This window comes from Planotetraspora silvatica (genome assembly GCF_016863315.1).
GTDB lineage: Bacteria > Actinomycetota > Actinomycetes > Streptosporangiales > Streptosporangiaceae > Planotetraspora > Planotetraspora silvatica.
On record NZ_BOOQ01000030.1, the window covers coordinates 26,083 to 48,193 of the forward strand.

A 22,111-nucleotide genomic window follows, 5' to 3' on the forward strand; every position below is an offset into this window, starting at 1 on the left:
CTCACCTCGCGTGGGCCGGCGAACCGACCGTGCCGAGGTTCTCGGTGAAGAAGCCGGTGAGCGTTTCGACTGCGGGATCCACGTACTGCTTCTTGTCGTAGAGGTCGTTGTGGCTGGCGCCGTCGATCCAGTGGATCTGCTTGGGGCCGATGGCGCGCTGGAAGGCCTCGACGGTCAACCAGGAGGTGACGGCCCGGGTTCCGACGATCATGAGCAGCGGGCGTGATCCGATCAGCGGGATCGGAGCGAAGGCGTCGAAGGTCGCCATCTTGTCGATGCTGGTCCAGTCCAGGAACTTGGCAGAGCGAGGGTGCTGGGCACGGGGCGTGCAGTAGTACTCGAAGCCCTCGGCGCCGTAGTCGCCGCCGAGCGCGCGGGCCTGCTCGACGGTGTCGGGGAACAGTGGCATGACCGTCGGCTTCTCACCACGCGCCCGCGCGGTGCGGGCCTGGGCGGCGGCGTCCAGCATGCCCTGGAACACGGCCGGATCCTGGGTCCCGTCGGGTCCCAGGCGGAAGTGGCGGGCGATGTCGACGGCGCTGACGGTGCCGACGGCCTTGATGCGGTGGTCGCCGGCCGTGGCCGGGAGCACGTAGCCGCCGGAGGCGCAGATGCCGAGCGCGCCGATGCGGTCGGCATCGACCTCGGTGCGGGTGGTGAGGAAGGAGACGGCCGCCTTGAGGTCCTCGACGCGGTGGGCGGGATCCTCCAGGCCGCGGGGCTCGCCGCCGCTCTCGCCCTGGTAGGCCGCGTCGAAGGCGAGCGTGATGAAGCCCCTTTCCGCGAGGCGCCGTGCGTAGAGTCCGGCTGCCTGCTCCTTGACCCCGCTGCCGGGGTGGCCGACGACGATCGCCGGACGCGGACCCTGTGCCGGGCCGTCGGGGACGTAGAGGTGGCCGGCTAGTGCGATGCCGGCGCTGTCGAAGGTGACATCGGTCTTGGTCACGAGATTCTCCGTTTCGCCATGTCGTGGGATGTGTCTCCACCGTGGCCCCGATGCCGATGGCGCAAAAGCCGCACGTTTTTGCCTGGGAAAGAACGTGCCCTCCCACCTGCCCGTCGATGGTGGGAAGAATGGTCGGCATGACCTCAGCGCCCGGTCCCGGCGAGTTCGGCGGCTTCCTGAAGGCGCGCCGGGCACAGCTGGCGCCGCAGGACGTCGGCCTGCCCGGGACGGACTCCCCGCGCAAGGTCGCGGGGCTGCGCCGCGAGGAGGTCGCGCAGCTCGCGGCGATCAGCGTCGACTACTACACGCGGCTGGAGCAGGGCCGCGTGCGGGCCTCGACAACGGTGCTGGCCACCCTCGCCCGAGCGCTGCGTCTCGATGACGACCAGCAGAGGTACCTGTACGAGCTCGCGGGCAGGGCCGATGCGCGGCCACGTCGCCGCCGGCCCGCCCAGCGTGTACGGCCCGCCATGCGGCGCCTGCTCGAACAGCTCACCGAGACCCCCGCCGTCGTCCTGGGCAAACGGCTCGACATCCTGGCGTGGAACTCAGCCGCCGCGGCCCTGTACGCCGATTTCGCCCAGATCCCGGCAGGTCGGCGCAACTACCTGTGGCTGCTGTTCACGAACCCGATCATCCGGGGCATGCACCTGCAGTGGGAGCACGACGCCCGCGATGCCGTAGCCGCCCTCCGCATGGAGGCCGCGGCAGATCCCGACGACTCCGAGCTGGCCCGCCTCGTCGGCGAACTGTCCGTCCAGGACGCCGACTTCCGCACCTGGTGGGCCGAGCACCGGGTCACCAGCTCCGGTTACGGCACCAAGCTCTACCGTCATCGGCTGGTCGGTGACCTCACGCTCGACTGCGACACCTGGAGCAGCCCGGACGGCTCGGGACAACGCCTGATGGTCCTCACCGCCGAGCCCGGATCCCCATCGCACGACGCCCTGCGCATCCTCACCTCGTGGACCGCGGAGCAGAGCCCGCTCCAGAACCGGCCCCTGTGATCAGGACTGCGCCGGTTCAGGATGATTCAAGTGGACAGTCAGCCGAAGACGAGTCTGCGGAAACAGTCGCGGACATCGGTGAGGGGCTGTTTGTCGCGGGTGTAGTACACCTTGTTCGTCAGCAGGACCGCCCAGCGGCCGAGTCGGGGGCAGACCCACATGCCGACGCCGGTGAAGCCGTAGTGCACCCAGGTGTCCTCGGCAGGGTCGGTGCCGGGGGCGAGCTGCCAGAACAGTCCCCGTACAGGCCGCAGGCCACCGGTCTGAACCCGCAGAGAGAGCGAAGTCCAGGCTGACCCGAATCCCGGCCCCGCGGCGCCCGTCGCGCCGCCGAGCACATGTCGGAGGAAGACCCCCAAGTCCTCCGCGGCGGAGAAGACGCCGGCGCTGCCGCACGAGGCGCCCAGCAGCCGGGCGGAGAAGTCGTGCACGGACCCTCTGGCGTGGACGCCGGTATCCGGGTCGACCTCGGTCGGGGCGCACCGGGCCCGGCCCTCGGGGTCCAGCGGGCCGTAGCGGGTGGTGGCCATGCCGAGCGGCCGCCAGGTCTGGACGGCGGCGAGCTCGTCGAGCCGTCCGCCGGTGAGATGCTCAGCGAGGAAACCGAGGATGATGGCGGCCCGGTCGGTGTACTCGACGGCCTGGCCGGGCGGACGGCGGAGCGCTTCGTGCAGCACACCCTCGCGGATGTCCATTCGGTCGGTGCCGTAGAGGTGCTTGAGCTGCGCCCGCAGAGGGAGGCCGGCGGTGTGGGTCAGCAGGTGGCGAGCGGTGAGGCCGCCCACCGGGTGGCCCGTGACCTCGGGCCAGTAAGCGCCGAGCGGGGCATCGATGTCGAGTCGGTCCGTCTCCCACAGGGCGCCGACGGACGACCAGGTGACGAGGATCTTGGTGAGGCTGGCGACGTCGAAGACGGTGTCGAGCCGCATGGGCACATCGGGGAGGGCGGGATCCGGCACACCCACCGCCCCGGAGTCGTACAGGCCCTCGGCATCACCCACAGCCCACACGGCACCGGGATAGGTCCTGTTGCGGACCCCCCGGTCCACCAGCAGCCTGATGGGGGAGACGTTGAACCTGATCGAGCGGCTCAGGGGCAGGCGCGGCAGGTTTCCGGCCGCGGTCACCATGACAGGTGGCCATCGTCGGCGCCGGTCCTGCTCAGCTCGGCGAGGATCTCCGGGCCCAGGGTTGTGACGTCGCCGCCGCCCATCGTGACGACGACGTCATGGGGCCTCGCCATCTTGGCGATGACGGAGGGAGCGCTCGCCATGTCGTGCACCGGGGTCACGTGGGCCCCTGCCGCCTTGGCCGCGTCGACGACCAGATCGCTGGTGACACCGGGGATGGGCTGCTCACGGGCGGGATAGATGTCGAGGACCACCGAGGCGTCGGCCAGGGCCAGCACCTCGCCCATGGCGGCGCCCAGGTGCAGGGTGCGGGAGAACAGGTGGGGCTGGTAGACGACGAGGAGGCGTGACCTGCCCATGGTTTCGCGCAGCGCCTCCAGGTCGGCCGCCATCTCGGTCGGGTGGTGGGCGTAGGTGTCGACGACCTTGACGCCGGCGACCTCGCCCTTCGGTTCCAGACGGCGCTTGGCACCGGTGTAGGCGGCGAGGGCCGGGGCGAGTTCGTGAGCCGGCAGGCCGAAGGCGTGTCCGGCGGCCAGCGCGGCGACCGCGTCGTAGGCGTAGTGGCGGCCGGGCACCGAGACCGTGAAAGTGAGCCGCTCGCCGCCGACCAGAACGGTGACCCGGCTGGTCGTGCCCTGCGGGACGATGCCGAGGATGCGGACGTCGGCCTCGGGGGACTCGCCGAATGTCAGGGTCCGCGGGCCGCCGCGACCGGCGAGCCGCCGGGTCAGTTCCCGGGCGCCTTCGTGATCAGCGGAGATCACCAGTGACCCGGTCGAGGTGATCCGGTCGGTGAAGGCCTCGAAGGACTCGTAGATCTCCTCCAGTGAGGCGTAGTTCGCGTGGTGCTCGAACTCCACGTTCAGCACGACCGCGACCTCGGGCGTGTAGATCTGGAAGCTGCGGTCGCTCTCGTCGGCCTCGGCGACGAATATCTCGCCGGCGCCCTGATGGGCGTTGGAGCCGGGTACGCCGAGATCGGCGCCGATGGCGTAGGACGGATCGACGCCCATCACGGTGAGCGCAACGGCCAGCATCGACGTGGTGGTCGTCTTGCCGTGGGTGCCGGCGACCGCGATCGCCCGGTGGCCCTCCATCAAGGCGGCCAGGGCCTGGGAGCGGTGCACGACGGGAATGTCGAGCTCCGTGGCCCGGCACAGTTCGGGGTTGTCGGCGGGGATGGCGCTGGAGACGACCACACTGGACGCGTCCGCCGGGAGGTTCGCGGCGTCGTGCCCGGTCCGGACGGGGACACCGTGGCCGCGCAAGGCTTCGGCGGAGTCGGACTCGTGCGCGTCGCTGCCCGTCACTCGAGCGCCGCGTCGGTCGAGTATCTTCGCGATGCCCGACATCCCGGCACCGCCGATGCCGATGAAGTGCGGCCGGCGCAGGTTCGGGGGAAGGGCGGGAACGCCGGGGGACATGGGGAGTCTCCTTGAGGAAAGGGATGAGCCGGGGAAGAGCCGGGCAGCACGCGGATGCGTGGTCCGGCGGGGAAGCATCAGCGGTCGGCCGGTCTGCCGGGGTGGCCCGCCTTGGCCATTTCGCGCATCCATCCGCGGGTGTCGGCCGCCGCGCCCGACTGGATTTCCCCCAACGCCTCGCGCAGGCGCATGGTCACCTTGCCGGGTCGCCCGTCGCCGACGGTCCACTGGGTGAGAGCGGTCTTCACCGACCCGACGGGGGCGACGCCTGCGGCCGTGCCGCAGGCGAACACCTCGGTGAGCGATCCGTCCGCGCTGTCGCGCCGCCAGTCGTGGAGGGAGATCCGAGCCTCCTCCGCCTCGTAGCCGAGGTCGCGGGCGAGGGTCAGGAGCGAGGCGCGGGTGATGCCCGGCAGCAGGGAGCCGGTCAGTTCGGGAGTGACGATCCGTTCCCCGTGGACGAAGAACAGGTTCATCGCGCCCATCTCCTCCACCCAGCGCCGCTCCAGGGCGTCCAGCCAGACCACCTGGTCGCAACCCTGCGCGACGGCCTGTGCCTGACCCATGAGAGAGGCGGCGTAGTTGGCTCCCGTCTTGGCGGCCCCGGTGCCACCGGGAACGGCCCGTACGTATTCCTCGGCCACCCAGACCGACAGAGGCCGGATTTCGCCGGCGAAGTAGCCGTCCGTCGGTGAGGCGATCACGACGAAGAGGAACTCCCGCGCGGCCCTGACGCCCAGCCCCGATTCGGTGGCGAACATGAACGGCCGCAGGTACAGGGAATGCCCGGGGCGCGAGGGCACCCACGCCCGGTCCTGCCTGACGAGTGCTTCGCAGGCCGCGATGAAGGTCTCCACCGGCAGTTCAGGCATGGCCATGCGATGGGCGGACGCCTGGAAGCGTCTGGCGTTCTCCTCCGGCCGGAAGGCCGCCAGACCGCCGTCGGGCCTTCGATGGACCTTCAGTCCTTCGAAGACGGTCTGGGCGTAGTGCAGCGTCAAATTCGCCGGATCGATCGGCAGCGGTCCGTAGGGCACGAGCCGGGCGGGGTGCCAGCCGGCGCCTTCAGTCCACGTGATCGTCACCATGTGGTCCGTGAAGTGGTGGCCGAAGCCGGGACTGGTGAGGACTTCCTCTCTCCGCTCTGCCGAGAGCGGACGGGAGGCCGGCTTGAATTCGATCGCGGGCACGGTCATACGAGGCGGATCCTTACAGGGTGCGGTGACGGTCGGCCGGGAAGCGGTGTCTGCGACACGTCGCCCGGCTTCGGTGCCGGGTCGGTGCCGGGTCGGTGCCGGGTCGGTGCCGGGTCGGTGCCGGGTCGGTGCCGGGTCGATGACGGGGAGCCCGCGGCCACGCGGACTTCCGGCTGCTCTCCAGATGACCGGTACGCGGTTGTTGCGCACATCAGCCACTGTGCGCATCGGAGGTACCAGCCGTGTCCGAATGGCACATCAATGTCCGCTTCATTGTGTATCGGCGGAGTATCACCTGGTGAGGCTCCTCGGCCGGGATACCGCCGCTGCGCTCGCATTTCGGGTCGGAGCCGGCCTTTTCCGTGCGGTGGCATGGCGGAACAGGACCGACGACGGGGTCCTAGGCTGGCGTGCCCCGGTGGCGGAGCGGCGAGGTTCGCCGGTCACCGGGAGCCGACATCGACCGAAGAAGTGAAAGGACCGACATGGAGGGGGTCCTCGCCGACGGTGGGACGGCCGGCCTGGTTTGCGTGGCCGGTCTCGGGATCTCCGGGCGGGCCGCCGCGCGCCGTCTGGCCGAGGCCGGATGTGAGGTGATCGTGCTGGAGTCGCGGGACGGCGAGGCGCAACGCGCCGCCGCGGCGGACCTCGCCGGGCTCGGCGTACGGGTCAGGTTCGGGCCTCCGCGCCTGCCCGAGGGTGTATCGCTTGTGGTCACCTCGCCGGGCTGGCGACCCGACCACCCCGCGCTCACCGCCGCGACCGGGGCCGGCATCGAAGTGATCGGCGAAGTCGAGCTGGCCTGGCGGCTGCGCTCCAGCGGCGCCGCGCCCTGGCTGGCGCTGACCGGCACCAACGGAAAGACCACGACGGTCCGCATGCTGACCGCCATGCTCGCCGCCGCGGGCCACAGGGCGCTCGCCGTCGGGAACGTCGGCACGCCTGTGATCGAGGCCGTCGACGGCCCGTACGACGTACTCGCGGTGGAGTTGTCCAGTTTCCAGCTGCACTGGTCGTCCAGCCTGGCGCCGAGGGCCGCGGCGGTGCTCAACGTGGCGCCCGACCATCTCGACTGGCACGGGTCGATGGACGCCTACGCGCAGGCCAAGGGGCGGGTCTTCGCGAGCGCCCCGGTGCTCGTCTTCAATGCCGACGACCCATGGCCGGTCCGGCTCGCGGAGCCGTACTCCGGTGCCCGGAGGGTGGGCTTCACCATGGGGTCGCCGCGTCCAGGGCGACTGGGCGTGGTGGATGACGTGCTGGTGGACCGGGCGTTCACAGCCGGCTCGGCGTACGAAGCGGAGGAACTCGCCACGCTGGCCGACATTCGGTCGCCCGCCCCGCACAACGTGTCCAATGCGCTGGCCGCCGCCGCGCTGGCCCGCGCACACGGGATTCCGGCCACCGCGGTGCGGCAGGGCCTGGCCGGCCACGTCCCCGATCCACATCGGATCGCACATGTGGCCGGCATCGACGGAGTCGACTACGTGGACGACTCCAAGGCCACGAACCCGCACGCCGCGGCGGCCTCGCTGGCCGCCTACCGTTCGGTCGTGTGGATCGCGGGGGGACAGCTCAAGGGGGCCGAGGTGGACGATCTGGTCCGGCAGGCCGCGTCACGGCTGCGCGGCGCGGTGCTGCTGGGGGTGGACCGCGAGCGCATTCGTGAGGCTCTTGAGCGATTTGCCCCTAATGTTCCCATCGTCGAGGTGGCTGACCGAGAGAGCGGGGTGATGGAGCGTGTCGTCACCGAAGCCGCCCGCCTCGCCGCCTCCGGGGACACCGTGTTGCTGGCTCCGGCCGCCGCTTCGCTGGACATGTTCACCGGCTACGGCGAACGAGGGGACGCGTTCGCCCGAGCCGTGCTGGCCCTGCCGGCCACCCGGCCGGGTCACGGTCGCCCTCCCCATTCCTGAGCCTGTTCGTCTTCTTTCCTGCGCTGGACGACGCCTCGGTAGCCCGACGACACAACCGCTGGGAATGTGAGGCGACGCGCCACCTCACAGTTCGGTGTGGTGTCTCGTCGAACAAGTGAGGGCAGGATTCGACCAAGGGAGTCGCCGACACCATGACCACCGCATCCGAGCCGGGACACGGCCGGCCCGATCCGAGCCTGAGCGCGATCATGAGCGAGCGGCGTCAGCTGATCAATCTCGCGTACCGGCTCCTCGGCTCCCTGGCCGACGCTGAGGATGTCGTACAAGAGACCTACGCCCGCTGGTACGTCATGTCCCCGCAACAGCAGGAGGCAATCGAAGTCCCCGGCGCCTGGTTGACGAAGGTCGCCAGTCACATCTGCTTCGATCTGCTCGGCTCGGCGCGGGCCCGGCGGGAGCGCTACGTGGGCGAATGGATTCCGGAGCCGCTGCCCGACCGTGCCGGGTGGATCAACGGGCAGCCGGACGGCACCACGGCCGACCCGGCCGACCGGGTCACCCTGGACGAGTCGATCACCATGGCCTTCCTCGTCGTGCTCGAATCGATGACCCCGGCCGAGCGCGTCGCGCTCATCCTGCACGACGTCTTCTGCCACTCCTTCGCCGAAGTGGCCGAGATCGTCGGCCGTACGCCGGCGGCATGCCGCCAGTTGGCCTCCTCGGCCCGTCGTCGCATTCGCGCCGCACAGGATCCCGCGACTCCGGCAGCCCGGCAGGCCGACATCGTCAGGGACTTCAAGCAGGCATGGGAGGCCAAGGACATCGACGCCCTCATCGGCCTCCTCGACCCCGACGCCACGGTGATCGCCGACGGCGGCGGCCTGGTCAGCGCCGTGCTCCGCCCGATCGAAGGCGCCGAGCAGGTCGCGCGCTACGCCGTCGCCCTCGCCGGCTGGGCGCCCGACATGACGATCCTGGAGCGTACGGTCAACGGTCAGCCCGGTCTGGTGGCTCAGCGAGATGGCGTCACCGTGGTGGTCGCGGCGTTCGCCGTCGCCGGCGACCGGATCAAGCACATCTGGGCAGTACGCAACCCCGAGAAGATCCGGCCGTGGACGGCGACGAGGCGCCGCGCCGAACTGTGAGGTCGGTGTCAGGCGTCGAGGGGGAGCCCGGGGGCGATTTCGGCGACACGGTTGAGCAATCGGAGCAACTGGGCGTAGTCCTCTTCTGTCACCGCTTGGCGCAGGCTGGTTTCAACGCTTCGAGACAGGTCGCCGGCGGCGGCGGCGCGCTCGGCACCGGTGGCGGTCAGGGATACCAGCATCACGCGGCTGTGGTCGGGGGAGGCATGGCGCGTGACCAGCCCCTTGCTCTCGAGGTTCTTCACGATGCCGGTCATGGTCTGGGAGGTGACCAGCGCTTCTCGGGAAAGCTGGGTGCAGGACTTGGCGGCACCGTCCGCGAGGTAACCGAGGACCTTGCACTGGGGTTCGGTCAGGTCCAGAGCGCGCACCGCCTTGGCCTTGCGGGCGATCATCGCCTGCTCCGCGCGCTTGAGGTGGAAGCTGAGCGTGCCCGGCGCCGCCTCCTGCGGTCCGCGGGGCTGCGCCGAGCGCGGTGTCCGGGCAACGGGTTGCTGGGTCATGTCCGCTGTCTCACCTGCCTTCCATCGCTTCCTGCCGGTCACTCTACGTCGCATGAATGCAGGGTCCTTCAATTATGAAGGCATCGGTGGGGAACGGCGGCTCCGTACGGCGCCGGCCGGGCGCGTAACGTGGCCTCCATGGCCCGGACCCTCCGAAAGCCGGCGTCGGCACCGCGGCTGACCGCGCAGGGGCGGGCCACGAAGGACCGCATCCTCCAGGCCGCCGCCGACTTGATGGCCGAGCGTGGCGCCGCACGCACCACCATGGAGGACGTCATGGAGACCGCGGGCGTGAGCGCCTCGCAGGTCTATCACTACTTCGGCGACAAACGGGGCCTGGTTCGCGCCGTCATCACCTACCAGACCGATGCCACCCTCGAACGCCAGCAGCCCTACTTGGATCACTTGGACAGCTTCGCCGCCCTGCAGAGCTGGCGCGACCAGCGGATCGCCCTGCAGATCGAGCACGGCTGTGCCGGGGGTTGTGAGCTGGGCGCGCTCGCCGGCGAGTTGGTCGAGTCCAGCCCTGAAGCCCGGGAGTACCTGGCGGCGGCCTTCACGCGGTGGCTGGAGCCGATCCGCTCCGGCCTGCACAGCATGCGCGAGCGTGGCGAACTGCGCCCGGACGCCGACCCGGACCGGCTGGCTGCGGCGCTGCTCGCGGCGCTACAGGGCGGCGTCCTGCTGACACAGATCCATCGCGATCCCGAGCACCTGGCCGCCGCGTTGGATGCGGTCCTCGCATACATCCGCAGCTTCGGCGCCTGATCTTTGTCCTGGGCCGCATGTGCGGCTCGGCCCACCGTCGTCCACCGCAGGTGAATCGCCGCAGGTCATCGACTGGAATTGACATTCCAATGAGAGCGGACCGATGCTTCCATCAATGGTCCAGGTGCAATAGATGATGAAGGGTCCTTCGTCATATACGGCACGCACCGCGGCCTGTGCCGACGGCCGGCGAGTCCGCTTCCAGCGGTGATCCGGCGCCGACGGTGCAGCCCCGCGCGAGGGGACATCGCCACGTGAGCCGAGCGCCACTCGACTCACCCCTGATTGGAAACGACATGGAACTGTCCGGACTCACCGCACTCGTCACCGGTGCCACCGCAGGCATCGGCCGGGCCGTAGCCGTCCAGTTGGCGCGGGAGGGCGCCGAGGTCGTGGTGCACGGCCGCGATCCCCGGCGCGGAGCCGAGGTCGTCGCCGCGATAGAGGCCGGCGGAGGGACGGCCCGCTTCATTCAGGCGGACCTCACCGACGGCAACGACGTGCTGCGCCTGGCCGAGGAAGCGGGTGAGGTCGACATCCTGATCAACAACGCGGGCATCTACAGGTTCCTGCCCACGTCGGAGATGACCGACGAGCTGTTCGACCTGCACATGGACCTCAACACCAAGGCTCCCTATCTGCTTGTGCGCGCTCTCGCCCCCGGCATGGTCCGGCGCGGCCGCGGATCCATCGTCAACGTCAGCACCCTGGCCGCCGCGGTGGTGACCAAGGGCACCGGCATGTACTCAGCCTCCAAGGCCGCCCTGGAGCAGTTGACCGAGGTCTGGGCCGCCGAGTACGCCGACAAGGGCGTGCGCGTCAACGCCGTGGCACCCGGCCCCACCCGCACACCGGGGACCGACGACATGGACGCCGCCACCCTCAAGACGATCGCGGCGACCACCGCCATGGGCCGCATCGCCGAGCCCGAGGAGATCGCGGAAGCCGTCGTCTTCCTCGCGTCAGAACGCGCCGGCTACATCACGGGAGTGGTCCTGGAAGTCGCCGGAGGGCGCCTCGGCATGGGCTGACCCGGCGACCCTCGCCGGACCGGTCCCGAACGCCGAAGGCGTCGGAGCACGTCCGCCTCCAGGCCCGGTCACGAATGTCGCGCCCCTCTTCTCACACCGTTCACGCCGAAAGGCTCGTCCATGCCTCTGGCACTCCTCGCGCTGGCGATCAGCGCCTTCGGAATCGGGACCACCGAGTTCGTCATCATGGGCCTGCTGCCCAACGTGGCGGCGGACCTGCACACCTCGGTGCCCGCCGCCGGCAATCTCGTCTCCGCGTACGCGATCGGCGTCGTCGTCGGCGCGCCGCTGCTCGCCGTCGTCGGCGTACGGATGTCGCGTAAGCATCTGCTGGTCATGGTGATGTGCGTCTTCGTCGTCGGCAGCCTGCTCTCCGCGCTCGCGCCGAACTTCGGCTGGCTGGTGGCCGGACGTGTCATCTCCGGTCTGCCACCGCGGTCTTCGGCTTCGCCGGAGTGTTCGCGACCTACGCCTACCTCGCCTCCCTCACCACGCATGTGATGGGGCTGGAGGAGTCCTCGGTCATGTGGGTGCTCGCCCTGTGCGGCGTCGGCATGACCATCGGCGTGGCCGCCGCCGGGCCGCTGACCGACCGCGCCCCCTGGCCCACCGCGTACGCCGGCCTCGGCGGCCTCGCCGTCGTGCTGGTCGCCTTCTTCTTCACCGCCCACATCACCTGGGCGGCGATGGTCATGGTCGTCCTGCTCGGCGCCGCCGGCTTCCTCATGACCGCGCCCCTGCAGACCATGGTCATCCGCTTCGCCTCCGACGCGCCCACGCTGGCGTCGGCCTCCAACCACTCGGCGTTCAATCTCGCCAACGCGGGCGGGGTCTGGCTGGGCGGCGTGGCGATCGCCTCGGGATGGGGATGGACGTCCTGCGCTCTGGTCGGCGCCGGCCTCGCCGCGATCGGCTTGATCGTCGCGCTGTCAGCCGGTCACCGATCACTGTCTGAGGACTTCTCAGTGCATTGCGCCCGGCGGAGCCTTGGTCGGCATCGGGTGCCATGATTTCGGCTATGGATTCTGGCAGCGTTCATGAAGCGGTCATCAAGAGCTGGGACGAAGACGTGCTGTCCAGCCTCTCCGGGCTGGTTGAGATACCCGCGTTGTCGCCCGCGTACGACGCCGACTGGGAGCGGAACGGCCATCTGCGAGCCGCCGCCGACCACATGCGAGACTGGATCGCGTCGCGTGGCCTGCCCGGCGCCCAGTGCGAAGTCGTCCAGCTCGACGGCCACGCCCCGCTGCTTCTCGCGGACGTGCCCGCGACCGCCGGCGCCACGGCACGCGGCACCGTGGTGCTCTACGGTCACCTCGACAAGCAGCCCCCGCTCGGCGACTGGTCGGACGGGCTGGGCCCGTGGCAGGCGGTGCTGCGTGATGGACGGCTCTACGGTCGCGGCGCGGTCGACGACGGGTACTCGGGCTACGCGGCGACGACCGCGCTGACCGCCATCCAGGCGGCGGGTGGCCGGCACGCCCGGGCGGTCCTGCTGCTGGAGACCGGTGAGGAGTCCGGCAGCCCGGACCTGCCCGCGTACCTGGAGCATCTGTCCGACCGCCTCGGTGAGGTGTCCCTGGTGGTCTGTCTGGACGGTGGCGGCGGCGACTACGAGCGGATGTGGCTGACCGAGAGCCTGCGTGGCGTGGTCCAGGCGACCGTCACGGTGCGGGTCCTCGAGACGTCCGCGCACTCCGGTCTCGCCAGCGGCATCGTGCCGAGTTCCTTCCGTGTCATGCGCCAGTTGCTCGACCGGGTGGAGGACCCCGTGACCGGCGAGGTCACCGTCCCCGAGATGAACGTGCCCATCCCCGAGGAGCGGCGGGCCGAGGCCGAGGCACTCGCCGCGCTGGAGCCGGGAGCCGCCGAGCGCCGGTATCGACTGGTCGAGGGGATGCGAGCGGCCTCGGACGATGACGTCGAACTCATTCTCAACAACACCTGGCGGCCGACGCTGTCGGTGATCGGCGCTGCCGGGCTCCCCGACCCCGCGGTGGCGGGAGCCGTGCTGCGCGCGTCGACGTCCCTGCGGCTGAGCTTCCGTACGCCGCCGACGGTCGACGCCGAGGTCGCGCGAGCCGCGCTGGTGAAGACCCTCACGAGCGAGGTGCCGTACGGCGCCCAGGTCGAGGTGGGCGACTTCCTGCTGCTGAACGGCTGGCAGGCCCCGGTGACCGCGCCCTGGCTGGCCGCGGCGCTGGAGGAGATCGGCGATCAGGTTTTCGGCGAGCCGTGCCGCAGAATCGGTATCGGCGGCGGGATCCCGTTCATGGAGATGCTCAGCAGGCGCTATCCGAACGCGCAGTTCGTCGTCACCGGCGCGCTGGGGGCGGACTCGAACATGCACGTGCCCGACGAATGGCTGAACATCGAGTTCGCCGAGCAGGTGACCGAGGCCGTCGCCCACATCCTCGACGCACACGCCCGCGACTGACCACGCCGTCCCCCGCCTCTGAAGATCCTCTGGGTGACGCCGGGCGACGCCGGGGACGGCCTACCTGGTGGATCGTCCGCCGAACGGCGCCGGCTGATCGATGTCCCGGAGGTCCGGGATGTGTGGCGTGCGCGGAATCGAGAGGTCGTCGTCCGCGGAGGACGCCGGGCCGGACGGTGTGACCGCGGTTTCGGCCGGCCGGTCGGTCTCGGAGAGTGTCGCCCTTTCCAGGAACCGGAGCAGTTCCACGGGGAAGGGCAGCACGAGCGTCGAGTTCTTCTCGGCAGCGACCTCGACGACGGTCTGGAGCAGGCGCAGTTGCAGCGCGGCCGGGTGCTCCGCCATCGCTTCGGCGGCCTGGCTGAGCCTCGTTGAGGCCTGCAGTTCGCCGTCGGCGGTGATGATGCGGGCCCGCCGCTCACGCTCGGCCTCGGCCTGGCGCGACATCGACCGTTTCATCGACTCGGGCAGCGCCACATCCTTGATCTCCACCCGGTCGATGTGCACGCCCCAGCCCAGCGCCGGACTGTCGATCATCAGTTCCAGGCCCGAGTTGAGTTGCTCCCTGTTGGACAACAGGTCGTCCAGGTCGCTCTTGCCGATGATCGAACGCAGCGAGGTCTGCGCGACCTGGCCGATGGCGGACACGTAGTCCTGTACGTCGACGGACACGCGTACCGGATCGACGACCCTGAAATAGACGACGGCGTCGACGCGGACCGTCACGTTGTCGCGGGTGATGCCGTCCTGGGCGGGCACCGGCATCGTGATGATCTGCATGTTGACCTTCTGCAGGCGGTCGGCGACCGGCACGAGCAGCGCGAGTCCCGGCCCGCGGATCGCGGGTATCACGCGCCCGAATCGGAAGACGACCCCCCGTTCGAACTGTGTGATGACGCGAACGCTCGTCGTCAGCCCCACCATGACGAGGCCCGCGGCCGCGAGGATCGCATAAAAGGCGTTCATTTCGTTCTCCCCTCACTCCGCTCACGGTCTCGTCGCCCACATCCCGACGATCCGCGGCCTGCTGGTCGACGGCGTACTGAGGTCCCTCACTGGACTGCCAGGCCCGGCAGGCCGGTGGTGCGTCTCTGTCGGGGCCCTGCTCCGCCGGCGGGGTACGAAACCTCGTTCGAAGCATCGTTTGACCTAAATGTTCGAGCCCGACCCTTTGCTCCATCTGGTGACAATCGTGGTGAACGCCGATTCGGCGTGCCGACGTCGTCGTCTGTCGTCGACGCCGGAAACCTGCTGGCGGTGTGAGAGTCGCGGCTCGTACAGTCGCCGCATGACCACAGTGCTCTGCGTACCACAGTGGCAAGGATCAGGGCTGGGAGTTTCGCCGCGGCTCGCGGCTGGCGCCAGACTTACCGCCGAGCTGGTTCCGGCCGACGCCCGGGTCACCGTCCCGGTTCTCGACACGGGTGGGAAACCCGACGCCGGGGTGAGCGCGCTCGACGTGCTCGTGGAGAACCTGCGGCTGACTCAGAAGGCCCTGGCCGGCATCGACGATCTGGTGGTCACCGTGGGCGGCGACTGCGGGGTGGACCTGGCGCCGATCGCCGCCGCCCGCGTACGGCACGGCGACCGGCTGACTGTCCTGTGGATCGACGCGCACCCGGACCTGTACACCCCGCAGACATTGCCGTCGGGCTCGTTCCACGGGATGGTGCTGCGTACGCTGCTCGGCGAAGGGCCGGCACTGCTCACGCCGGAGCAGCCGTTGGCGCCGGAGCAGGTGATAATCGCGGGAGAACGGGCAGGCGGCCGGGCGGAACACGAGTACATCGAGAAGGCCGGAATTCGGCGCCACGGCGTCGAAGACTTCGAAAAGGTGCTCGACGGTCTCACCGGTCCTGTGTACGTCCACGTCGATCTGGACGTCCTCGATCCCGCTGAATTCGGCTCGATCGGCTACCCCGAACCGGACGGGGTGCCGCCACAACGGCTGATCGATCTGGTCGCCCGCCTGGACAACGTGGTCGGAGCCGCCATCACGGAGCACATGCCGTCCAGCGATGCCGGCGATGCGGGCGACGCCGAGGTGATTCGCCGGTTGGGCGCCGCGCTCGGCCGCTGACCAGTCGGCGGCGACGGCGCGCGATCTTCCCGACCGGTGAGGTCCGGATGGTCGGCGCCGGCTGTCGCGGGGTGCGCGTAGCGCCTGAGTGGAAGCGCTCCTCGATTATCGGGAGGGCCGGCGCAAGCCACCTGTTCTCCTGGCTCGCGCCGGCTGCCCGGGGTGGGGTCAGCAGCCGCCGAGCATGCTGCTCAACGCGGACTTCTCGCTGCTCTGCAAGGTCAGCCCGTAGTAGTACTTGACGCCGATCCACGCCCGGGCGTACGTGCAGCGGAACGAGGTCACCGAGGGCTTCCACGTGGAGGGGTCCTGGTCGCCCTTGGACTGGTTGACGTTGTCTGTGACAGCCCACAGCTGCGGCCTGGACAGGTCGTTGGCGAACGCCTGCCGCCGCGCGGTGGTCCAGGCCCAGGCGCCGGACCGCCAGGCCTCCGCGAGCGGCACCATGTGGTCGATGTCGACGTCGGACGCGGCGGTCCAGGTCGCACCGTCGTAGGGCGAGCGCCAGCTGCCAGACGTGGCGGAGCAGCTGGAGTTGGTGACGACATTCGTGCCGTCTCGCTTGAGCACCTGCTCGCGAGTGTCACAGGCGCCGGACTGGGTGATCCAGTGGGGGAACAGGGCGCGGTCGTAGGTGGAGGCGTGGGATTCGGCGGCGACGGTGAGCGAGGCCAGCTCCGAAGCCGCGGTGGCCGCGGAGGGGATCCCGGGAGGGGTGGCGCTCGCCGGACCGACGCCCAGGGTCAGCGTGATGGCAAAAGCGGCGAGGACGGCGAGGACGGCAGTTGTGACTCGACGCACGAGTCGTCTCCTTCTGTCTCCAGGCCCGAGCCGGGGGTGTGCTCGGGTCCAGGGGGATGAGCCACAAGGACGGTCGCAAGACAGAAGGAATGACGAAATGTCAGGTCTTACTGACATGAAACGGGCGGCGTCGTCTACACGTGCCGCTTACATCCAGCGACAAGCTGGAGGCCAGGTTCGACGCTGTAGGTGCGACGAGCCGCCTTGGTAGGAGCCGGGAAACGCCAGGTGAAGATCTTGTTGCGACCCGGAAACCTGAGGCGGGCGCCCTGCTCCGCGGCCGGGAGGACGGGGCGTACGACGAGGACGGCGATGCGACCCGGCTCCCGTGGGCAAGACGTCTGCAGGGACGGCGATCCAAGGAGATTCGGATGGCGCGGATACCGGCGGGTCACGCTCGGCTGAGCCCCCGGAAGGCGCGGGAGTTGTTTCGCGCGGGGCTCGTCACGCCCACCTCGGGTTGGGCCGCGGGATGGACCCAGGCCAACCTGATCGCGTTGCCGAGAGACCGGGCGTACGACTTCCTGTTGTTCGCGCAGCGCAACCCGCGGTCGTGCCCGGTGCTGGACGTCACCGAGCCGGGGGAGACCTTCGCGTCGATCTTCGACGGCGATCTGCGCACCGACCTGCCCGCCTACCGTGTCTACCGGCACGGCGAGCAGGTCGCCGAGGTCGCCGACGTGACGTCCTACTGGCGCGACGACCTCGTCTGCTTCCTCATCGGCTGCAGCTTCACCTTCGAGGCGGCGCTGCTGGAGGCCGGCGTGCCGGTGCGCCACATCGAGGCGGGGACGAACGTGCCCATGTACCGGACGGACCGCCCGTGCCGCCCGGCGGGCGAGCTGTCCGGTCCCCTCGTGGTGTCGATGCGCCCGATCCCCGCCGGGCTGGTGCCGTCCGCCGTCCGGATCACCTCGCGTTACCCGGCCGTCCACGGCGCCCCGGTGCATGTGGGCGATCCAGCCGTGCTGGGCATCGCGGACCTCGACCGGCCGGACTTCGGGGACGCGGTGGAGGTGCGCGCCGGTGAGCTGCCGGTCTTCTGGGCCTGTGGGGTGACACCTCAGGCCGCGGTCATGCGGTCACGGCCGCCGTTCGCCATCGGCCACGCACCCGGTCACATGGCCGTCACCGACGCCCGGGACAGCACCTACCTGGTGCCCTGACCTGCCGGCCCTGCTGGAGGGACTTCGAACCCGGCGAACCAGCCGTCGGGTCCGAGACGCCGATGCCGCCGCGCGTCTCATCCCTGCCGCAGCAGGTCGCCGATGGCGGCGATCCCGCGTCTGATCGCGTCCTCGTTGACGTCTCCGAAACCGAACACGATCCCCGGCGGGCCCTCGCCGTACGGCGATCGGTATCGGCCGAGCCCCTGCAGCCCGACCGAGCGCCGGGCCGCGGCGTGGACGATCTCCGCCTCGTCGGCTCCCCTGGGGAGGTGGGCGACGGCGTGGAAGCCGGCGGCGAGCCCCGTCAGCTCGAGGCCGGGAGCGTGCTCGCCGATCGCTTCGACCAGTTCACCGCGCCGCGCGGCGTAGACGCCGCGCATGCGGCGCAGATGGCGATCGAACCGGCCCGACTCGATCAGCCGGGCCAGGGCGAGCTGGTCGAGGGCAGGAGAGCCGCGGTCGCACCGGTGCTTCTCCTCGGCGATCCGTGCACTCAGGTGCCGAGGAGCCGACACCCACCCAAGTCTGATCGCGGGAGCGAGAGACTTGCTGACCGATCCGACACTCACGACGCGATCCGCCGCGAGGCCCTGGAGTGATCCGACGGGCTGCTTGTCGTAGCGGAACTCCGAGTCGTAGTCGTCCTCGATCACCACTCCGCCCACCTGCTCGGCCCACTGCAACAGTGCCAGCCGCCGCTCTGGGGTGAGGACCACACCGGTCGGGGTCTGGTGGGCCGGCGTGACGATGACCGCGGTCGCCTTCGTCCTGGCGAGTTCGTCGACGACCAGGCCCCGGTCGTCGACGGGGACGAAGACCGGGTTCAGGCCCGCCCGGCGGACGAGGACGGGCATGTCCAGGTGACCCGGGTCCTCGACGGCGACCGAGGTGACGCCCGCGTCTCGCAGTGCGGCCAGGGTCAGGGCGGTTCCTTGGGTGAAGCCGCTGCAGATCACCAGGTCGTCCGCGTCTGCGAACGCTCCGCGAACACGTTGCAGGTACGACGCGATGACCCGGCGCAGCCTGATCGAGCCCTGCGGATCGTCGTACCCCATGTCACGGGCGGAGGCCGTCCGGGTGGCCTCCCCACATGCCCACAACCAGTCGCGCGCCGGGAAGCTGTTCAGGTCGGGGCGTCCCGGCGCGAAGTCGATCTCCATCCTGGCGGCGGGCGGGGGCTTCGGTGATGGGACGCGGGTCGCCTGCGGGCTGAACGCGACCCGCGTCGCCGAGCCGCCGAAGGCCTGCAGGTAACCCTCGGCCTCCAGTTGCTCGTAGGTCGCCTGCACCAGGCCGCGGGAGACGCCGAGGTCCGCCGCGAGCCTTCGGGACGAGGGCAGCCGCTCACCCATGTGCAGCCGTCCCTCGCGGACCGCTGTTCTCAGGGCGTTCCGCATCTGCGAGCCCAGCGTCTCGGGGCTCTGGCGATCCAGCCGGATGAAGACCTCCGGGGTCGAACCGGACCACTCAACTGCCATGGAACCGGACCTTACACAGAGCCGCCTGCCCGGCCTACTGTCGCATCAACCGACCACGAGGACACCTGGGGCAAGCCATGCAGACCACTGCTCGTGCCACCGCGACCGGTCCGGAATCGCTCTCCTCACTGGAACCGATGTACGCCGCGATCCGCGCCGCGACCCGGGTCCCGGCCGACTGGCAGGCCGTGGTCGACGCCGTGGTCGCCGATCTGAGCGGGAAGCTCCCCCCGGCCGACGAGGTTCTGCGGGAGGTCCCGGCCCGGGCACGCCGGGGGAGTGACCGGAGCCAGGTACTTCATGTCGAGCCCGACGGCAGCTTCTCCGTCGTCGCGATCATCTTCCAGCCCGGGCAGGCGACCAGCGTCCACGACCACACGACCTGGTGTGCCGTCGCGGTCGTCGCCGGCGCCGAGCACGAGGAGCGGTTCAGCCTCGACGAAAGCGGCCGGACCCTGCTGCCGACCGGTACCCGCACCCACCAGGCGGGGACGGTGAGCGGCTTCGCCCCTCCCGGCGACATCCACCGCGTCACCAACCCGGGCTCGTCGGTCGGCGTGTCCCTGCACGTCTACGGCACCGATATCCGCCGGATGGGGAACAGTGTCCGCCGCACCTACGACCTGCCCATCGTCGAAGCGAGCGAAGTCGACTGAAGTGAGGAAAGGAGCGAACCCTCCCGCCGTCGACGAGGCCGGGAGGGCCGCGGTCAGGCGCCGACGTAGGCCGCGAGATGCTCGCCGGTGACGGTGGAGCGGGCGGCGACGAGGTCGGCGGCCGTTCCCTCGAAGACGATCCGGCCGCCGTCGTGGCCGGCGCCGGGGCCGAGGTCGATGATCCAGTCGGCGTGCGCCATGACCGCCTGGTGGTGCTCGATGACGATGACCGACTTGCCGGAGTCGACGAGCCGGTCGAGCAGGCCGAGCAGCTGTTCGACGTCGGCGAGGTGCAGGCCGGCGGTCGGCTCGTCGAGGACGTAGACGCCGCCCTTCTCGGTCATGTGGGTGGCCAGCTTGAGCCGCTGCCGCTCGCCGCCGGACAGCGTGGTGAGCGGCTGGCCGAGGCTGAGGTAGCCGAGGCCGACGTCGGCGAGCCGGGTGAGGATCTTGTGCGCCGCCGGCGTCTTCGCCTCGCCGTCGCCGAAGAACGCCTCGGCCTCGATGACCGGCATCGAGAGCACCTCGCTGATGTCCTTCCCGCCGAACTTGTACTCCAGGACCTCGGCCTGGAACCGCTTGCCCTCGCACTCCTCGCAGGTGGTGGCGACGCCGGCCATCATCGCCAGGTCGGTGTAGATGACGCCGGCGCCGTTGCAGCCGGCGCAGGCACCTTCGGAGTTGGCGCTGAACAGCGCCGGCTTCACGCCGTTGGCCTTCGCGAACGCCTTGCGGATCGGGTCGAGCAGTCCGGTGTACGTCGCCGGGTTGCTCCGTCGAGATCCGCGGATCGCGCCCTGGTCGACTGACACCACTCCGTCCCGCCCCGACACCGAGCCGTGGATCAGCGAGCTCTTTCCCGATCCGGCCACGCCGGTCACCACCACCAGCACGCCGAGCGGTATGTCGACGTCGACGTCCCGCAGGTTGTGAGCGTCGGCGCCGCGCACCTCCAGCACTCCCGACGGTGTCCGCGCCGACGGCTTCAAGGAGGCCCGGTCGTCCAGGTGCCGCCCGGTCAGCGTGCCGCCGGCCCGCAGCCCGCCGACGGTGCCCTCGAACACCACCTCGCCGCCGGCGGTGCCGGCGCCGGGGCCGAGGTCGACGACGTGGTCGGCGATCGCGATCGTCTCCGGCTTGTGCTCCACGACGAGCACCGTGTTGCCCTTGTCCCGCAGCCGCAGCAGCAGGCCGTTCATCCGCTGGATGTCATGGGGGTGCAGTCCGATGGTGGGCTCGTCGAAGACGTAGGTGACGTCGGTGAGCGAGGACCCGAGGTGGCGGATCATCTTGGTGCGCTGCGCCTCCCCGCCCGACAGCGTGCCCGCCGGCCGGTCGAGCGAGAGGTAGCCCAGCCCGATCTCCACGAACGAGTCGAGGGTGTGCGCCAGCTTGGCCAGCAGCGGCGCCACTGACGGCTCGTCGAGGTCGCGGACCCACACGGCGAGATCGCTGATCTGCATCGAGCAGGCGTCGGCGATGCTGATCCCCTTGATCTTCGATGAGCGGGCCCCCTCACTGAGCCGGGTGCCGTCGCACTCGGGGCAGACGGTGAAGGTGACCGCCCGCTCCACGAACGCGCGGATGTGCGGCTGCAGCGAGTCGACGTCCTTGGAGAGCATCGACTTCTGGATCTTCGGGATCAGGCCCTCGTAGGTCAGGTTGATGCCGTCGACCTTGATCTTGGTCGGCTCCTTGTGGAGCAGGTCGTGGAGTTCCTTCTTCGTGAACTTGCTGATCGGCTTGTCCGGGTCGAAGAAGCCGCAGCCGCTGAAGATGCGGCCGTACCAGCCGTCCATGCTGTAGCCGGGGATCGTGAACGCACCCTCGTTGAGCGACTTGCTGTCGTCGTAGAACTGGGTCAGGTCGAAGTCGGTGACCGAGCCCCGGCCTTCGCAGCGCAGACACATGCCGCCGGTGATGCTGAAGCTGCGCCGCTCCTTCACGGTCTGGCCGCCGCGCTCCATTGTGACCGCGCCTGCTCCACTGATCGAGGCGACGTTGAAGGAGAACGCCTTGGGCGAGCCGATGTGCGGCTGCCCGAGCCGGCTGAAAACGATCCGTAACATCGCGTTGGTGTCAGTGGCGGTACCGACCGTGGAGCGGGGGTCGGCGCCCATCCGCTCCTGATCGACGATGATCGCGGTCGTCAGCCCGTCGAGTACGTCGACCTCGGGCCGCGCCAGCGTCGGCATGAAGCCCTGTACGAAGGTGCTGTACGTCTCGTTGATCATCCGCTGCGACTCCGCGGCGATCGTGCCGAACACCAGAGAGCTCTTGCCCGAGCCGGAGACGCCGGTGAACACCGTCAGCCGGCGCTTCGGGATCTCGACGCTGACGTCCTTGAGGTTGTTCTCGCGTGCGCCGTGCACGCGGATCAGATCGTGGCTGTCGGCAACGTGCGGCGCAGACGACTGCGTGTCCGCGCTCGTGGCCATGCTCATCGTCTCTCCATCTGTT

The 22,111-nt window shown here is 70.0% G+C and carries 20 protein-coding genes; 11 read left to right on the plus strand and 9 right to left on the minus strand.

Going from position 1 to position 22,111, the window contains the following annotated elements:
- Position 1: 1 nt before the first annotated feature.
- Complete coding sequence (locus tag Psi02_RS22660) at positions 2 to 946, minus strand: alpha/beta hydrolase (RefSeq protein WP_203977297.1); 945 nt, start codon at positions 944 to 946, stop codon at positions 2 to 4.
- A 137-nt stretch (positions 947 to 1,083) separates the two neighbouring features.
- Here Psi02_RS22660 and Psi02_RS22665 point away from each other — a divergent pair, with 137 nt between their 5' ends.
- Positions 1,084 to 1,953, plus strand: a complete 870-nt coding sequence (locus Psi02_RS22665) for a helix-turn-helix domain-containing protein (RefSeq protein ID WP_203977299.1) — start codon at positions 1,084 to 1,086, stop codon at positions 1,951 to 1,953.
- Positions 1,954 to 1,991: 38 nt separating this feature from the next.
- Here the strand turns inward: Psi02_RS22665 and Psi02_RS22670 are convergent, their stop codons facing one another.
- The 3 genes from Psi02_RS22670 to Psi02_RS22680 all read right to left on the minus strand — a co-directional run bounded on the left by Psi02_RS22670 (position 1,992) and on the right by Psi02_RS22680 (position 5,706).
- Entirely contained in the window at positions 1,992 to 3,083 is a 1,092-nt protein-coding gene (locus tag Psi02_RS22670; protein ID WP_203977301.1) for a serine hydrolase domain-containing protein, read from the minus strand.
- Positions 3,077 to 4,510: a UDP-N-acetylmuramate--L-alanine ligase gene (gene murC, locus Psi02_RS22675; protein WP_203977303.1), complete on the minus strand. Its 1,434-nt coding sequence runs from the start codon at positions 4,508 to 4,510 to the stop codon at positions 3,077 to 3,079. Before murC ends, Psi02_RS22670 begins: the two co-directional genes overlap by 7 nt.
- A 77-nt stretch (positions 4,511 to 4,587) precedes the next feature.
- On the minus strand, positions 4,588 to 5,706 hold the full coding sequence (locus Psi02_RS22680; protein WP_203977305.1) for a branched-chain amino acid aminotransferase: 1,119 nt from the start codon (positions 5,704 to 5,706) through the stop codon (positions 4,588 to 4,590).
- Positions 5,707 to 6,191: 485 nt separating this feature from the next.
- On the opposite strand from Psi02_RS22680, the gene murD reads away from it, so the two are divergent.
- Positions 6,192 to 7,622 (plus strand): UDP-N-acetylmuramoyl-L-alanine--D-glutamate ligase, encoded by a 1,431-nt coding sequence (gene murD, locus Psi02_RS22685; protein WP_203977307.1) that lies wholly within the window; start codon positions 6,192 to 6,194, stop codon positions 7,620 to 7,622.
- Between the two features lie 152 nt (positions 7,623 to 7,774).
- Entirely contained in the window at positions 7,775 to 8,728 is a 954-nt protein-coding gene (gene sigJ, locus Psi02_RS22690) for an RNA polymerase sigma factor SigJ (RefSeq protein WP_203977308.1), read from the plus strand.
- Positions 8,729 to 8,736: 8 nt separating this feature from the next.
- On the opposite strand, the gene Psi02_RS22695 is transcribed toward sigJ, so the two are convergent.
- Complete coding sequence (locus Psi02_RS22695; RefSeq protein ID WP_203977310.1) at positions 8,737 to 9,231, minus strand: MarR family winged helix-turn-helix transcriptional regulator; 495 nt, start codon at positions 9,229 to 9,231, stop codon at positions 8,737 to 8,739.
- A gap of 138 nt (positions 9,232 to 9,369) precedes the next feature.
- Between Psi02_RS22695 and Psi02_RS22700 the strand changes: the two genes are divergently transcribed.
- From Psi02_RS22700 to Psi02_RS22715, 5 genes are all read left to right on the plus strand, one after another.
- A complete protein-coding gene (locus Psi02_RS22700; protein WP_203977313.1) occupies positions 9,370 to 9,999 on the plus strand; it encodes a TetR/AcrR family transcriptional regulator in 630 nt (209 codons plus the stop codon).
- Between the two features lie 296 nt (positions 10,000 to 10,295).
- A complete protein-coding gene (locus tag Psi02_RS22705; RefSeq protein ID WP_203977315.1) occupies positions 10,296 to 11,030 on the plus strand; it encodes an SDR family NAD(P)-dependent oxidoreductase in 735 nt (244 codons plus the stop codon).
- Positions 11,031 to 11,150: 120 nt separating this feature from the next.
- Positions 11,151 to 11,531 (plus strand): MFS transporter, encoded by a 381-nt coding sequence (locus Psi02_RS40175; protein WP_239095079.1) that lies wholly within the window; start codon positions 11,151 to 11,153, stop codon positions 11,529 to 11,531.
- Positions 11,486 to 12,040, plus strand: coding sequence for an MFS transporter (locus tag Psi02_RS40180; RefSeq protein WP_239095080.1), 555 nt, complete (start codon positions 11,486 to 11,488; stop codon positions 12,038 to 12,040). The genes Psi02_RS40175 and Psi02_RS40180 overlap by 46 nt, the downstream gene beginning before the upstream one ends.
- Before the next feature lie 8 nt (positions 12,041 to 12,048).
- Entirely contained in the window at positions 12,049 to 13,467 is a 1,419-nt protein-coding gene (locus Psi02_RS22715; protein WP_203977317.1) for a M20/M25/M40 family metallo-hydrolase, read from the plus strand.
- A gap of 60 nt (positions 13,468 to 13,527) precedes the next feature.
- On the opposite strand, the gene Psi02_RS22720 is transcribed toward Psi02_RS22715, so the two are convergent.
- Positions 13,528 to 14,433 carry a slipin family protein gene (locus tag Psi02_RS22720; protein ID WP_203977319.1) on the minus strand — a complete coding sequence of 302 codons (906 nt, stop codon included), beginning with the start codon at positions 14,431 to 14,433 and terminating at the stop codon, positions 13,528 to 13,530.
- Between the two features lie 322 nt (positions 14,434 to 14,755).
- Here Psi02_RS22720 and Psi02_RS22725 point away from each other — a divergent pair, with 322 nt between their 5' ends.
- A complete protein-coding gene (locus Psi02_RS22725; RefSeq protein WP_203977321.1) occupies positions 14,756 to 15,547 on the plus strand; it encodes an arginase family protein in 792 nt (263 codons plus the stop codon).
- A gap of 168 nt (positions 15,548 to 15,715) precedes the next feature.
- Here the strand turns inward: Psi02_RS22725 and Psi02_RS22730 are convergent, their stop codons facing one another.
- Entirely contained in the window at positions 15,716 to 16,348 is a 633-nt protein-coding gene (locus Psi02_RS22730) for a GmrSD restriction endonuclease domain-containing protein (RefSeq protein ID WP_239095081.1), read from the minus strand.
- A 371-nt stretch (positions 16,349 to 16,719) separates the two neighbouring features.
- Between Psi02_RS22730 and Psi02_RS22735 the strand changes: the two genes are divergently transcribed.
- Positions 16,720 to 17,514 (plus strand): putative hydro-lyase, encoded by a 795-nt coding sequence (locus Psi02_RS22735; RefSeq protein ID WP_203977325.1) that lies wholly within the window; start codon positions 16,720 to 16,722, stop codon positions 17,512 to 17,514.
- A gap of 77 nt (positions 17,515 to 17,591) precedes the next feature.
- Here the strand turns inward: Psi02_RS22735 and pdxR are convergent, their stop codons facing one another.
- Positions 17,592 to 18,995, minus strand: coding sequence for a MocR-like pyridoxine biosynthesis transcription factor PdxR (pdxR, locus tag Psi02_RS22740; RefSeq protein ID WP_203977327.1), 1,404 nt, complete (start codon positions 18,993 to 18,995; stop codon positions 17,592 to 17,594).
- Between the two features lie 77 nt (positions 18,996 to 19,072).
- Here pdxR and Psi02_RS22745 point away from each other — a divergent pair, with 77 nt between their 5' ends.
- A complete protein-coding gene (locus tag Psi02_RS22745) occupies positions 19,073 to 19,651 on the plus strand; it encodes a cysteine dioxygenase family protein (protein WP_239095082.1) in 579 nt (192 codons plus the stop codon).
- Between the two features lie 53 nt (positions 19,652 to 19,704).
- Here the strand turns inward: Psi02_RS22745 and Psi02_RS22750 are convergent, their stop codons facing one another.
- Positions 19,705 to 22,095, minus strand: a complete 2,391-nt coding sequence (locus tag Psi02_RS22750) for an ATP-binding cassette domain-containing protein (protein WP_203977329.1) — start codon at positions 22,093 to 22,095, stop codon at positions 19,705 to 19,707.
- Between the last annotated feature and the right edge of the window lie 16 nt (positions 22,096 to 22,111).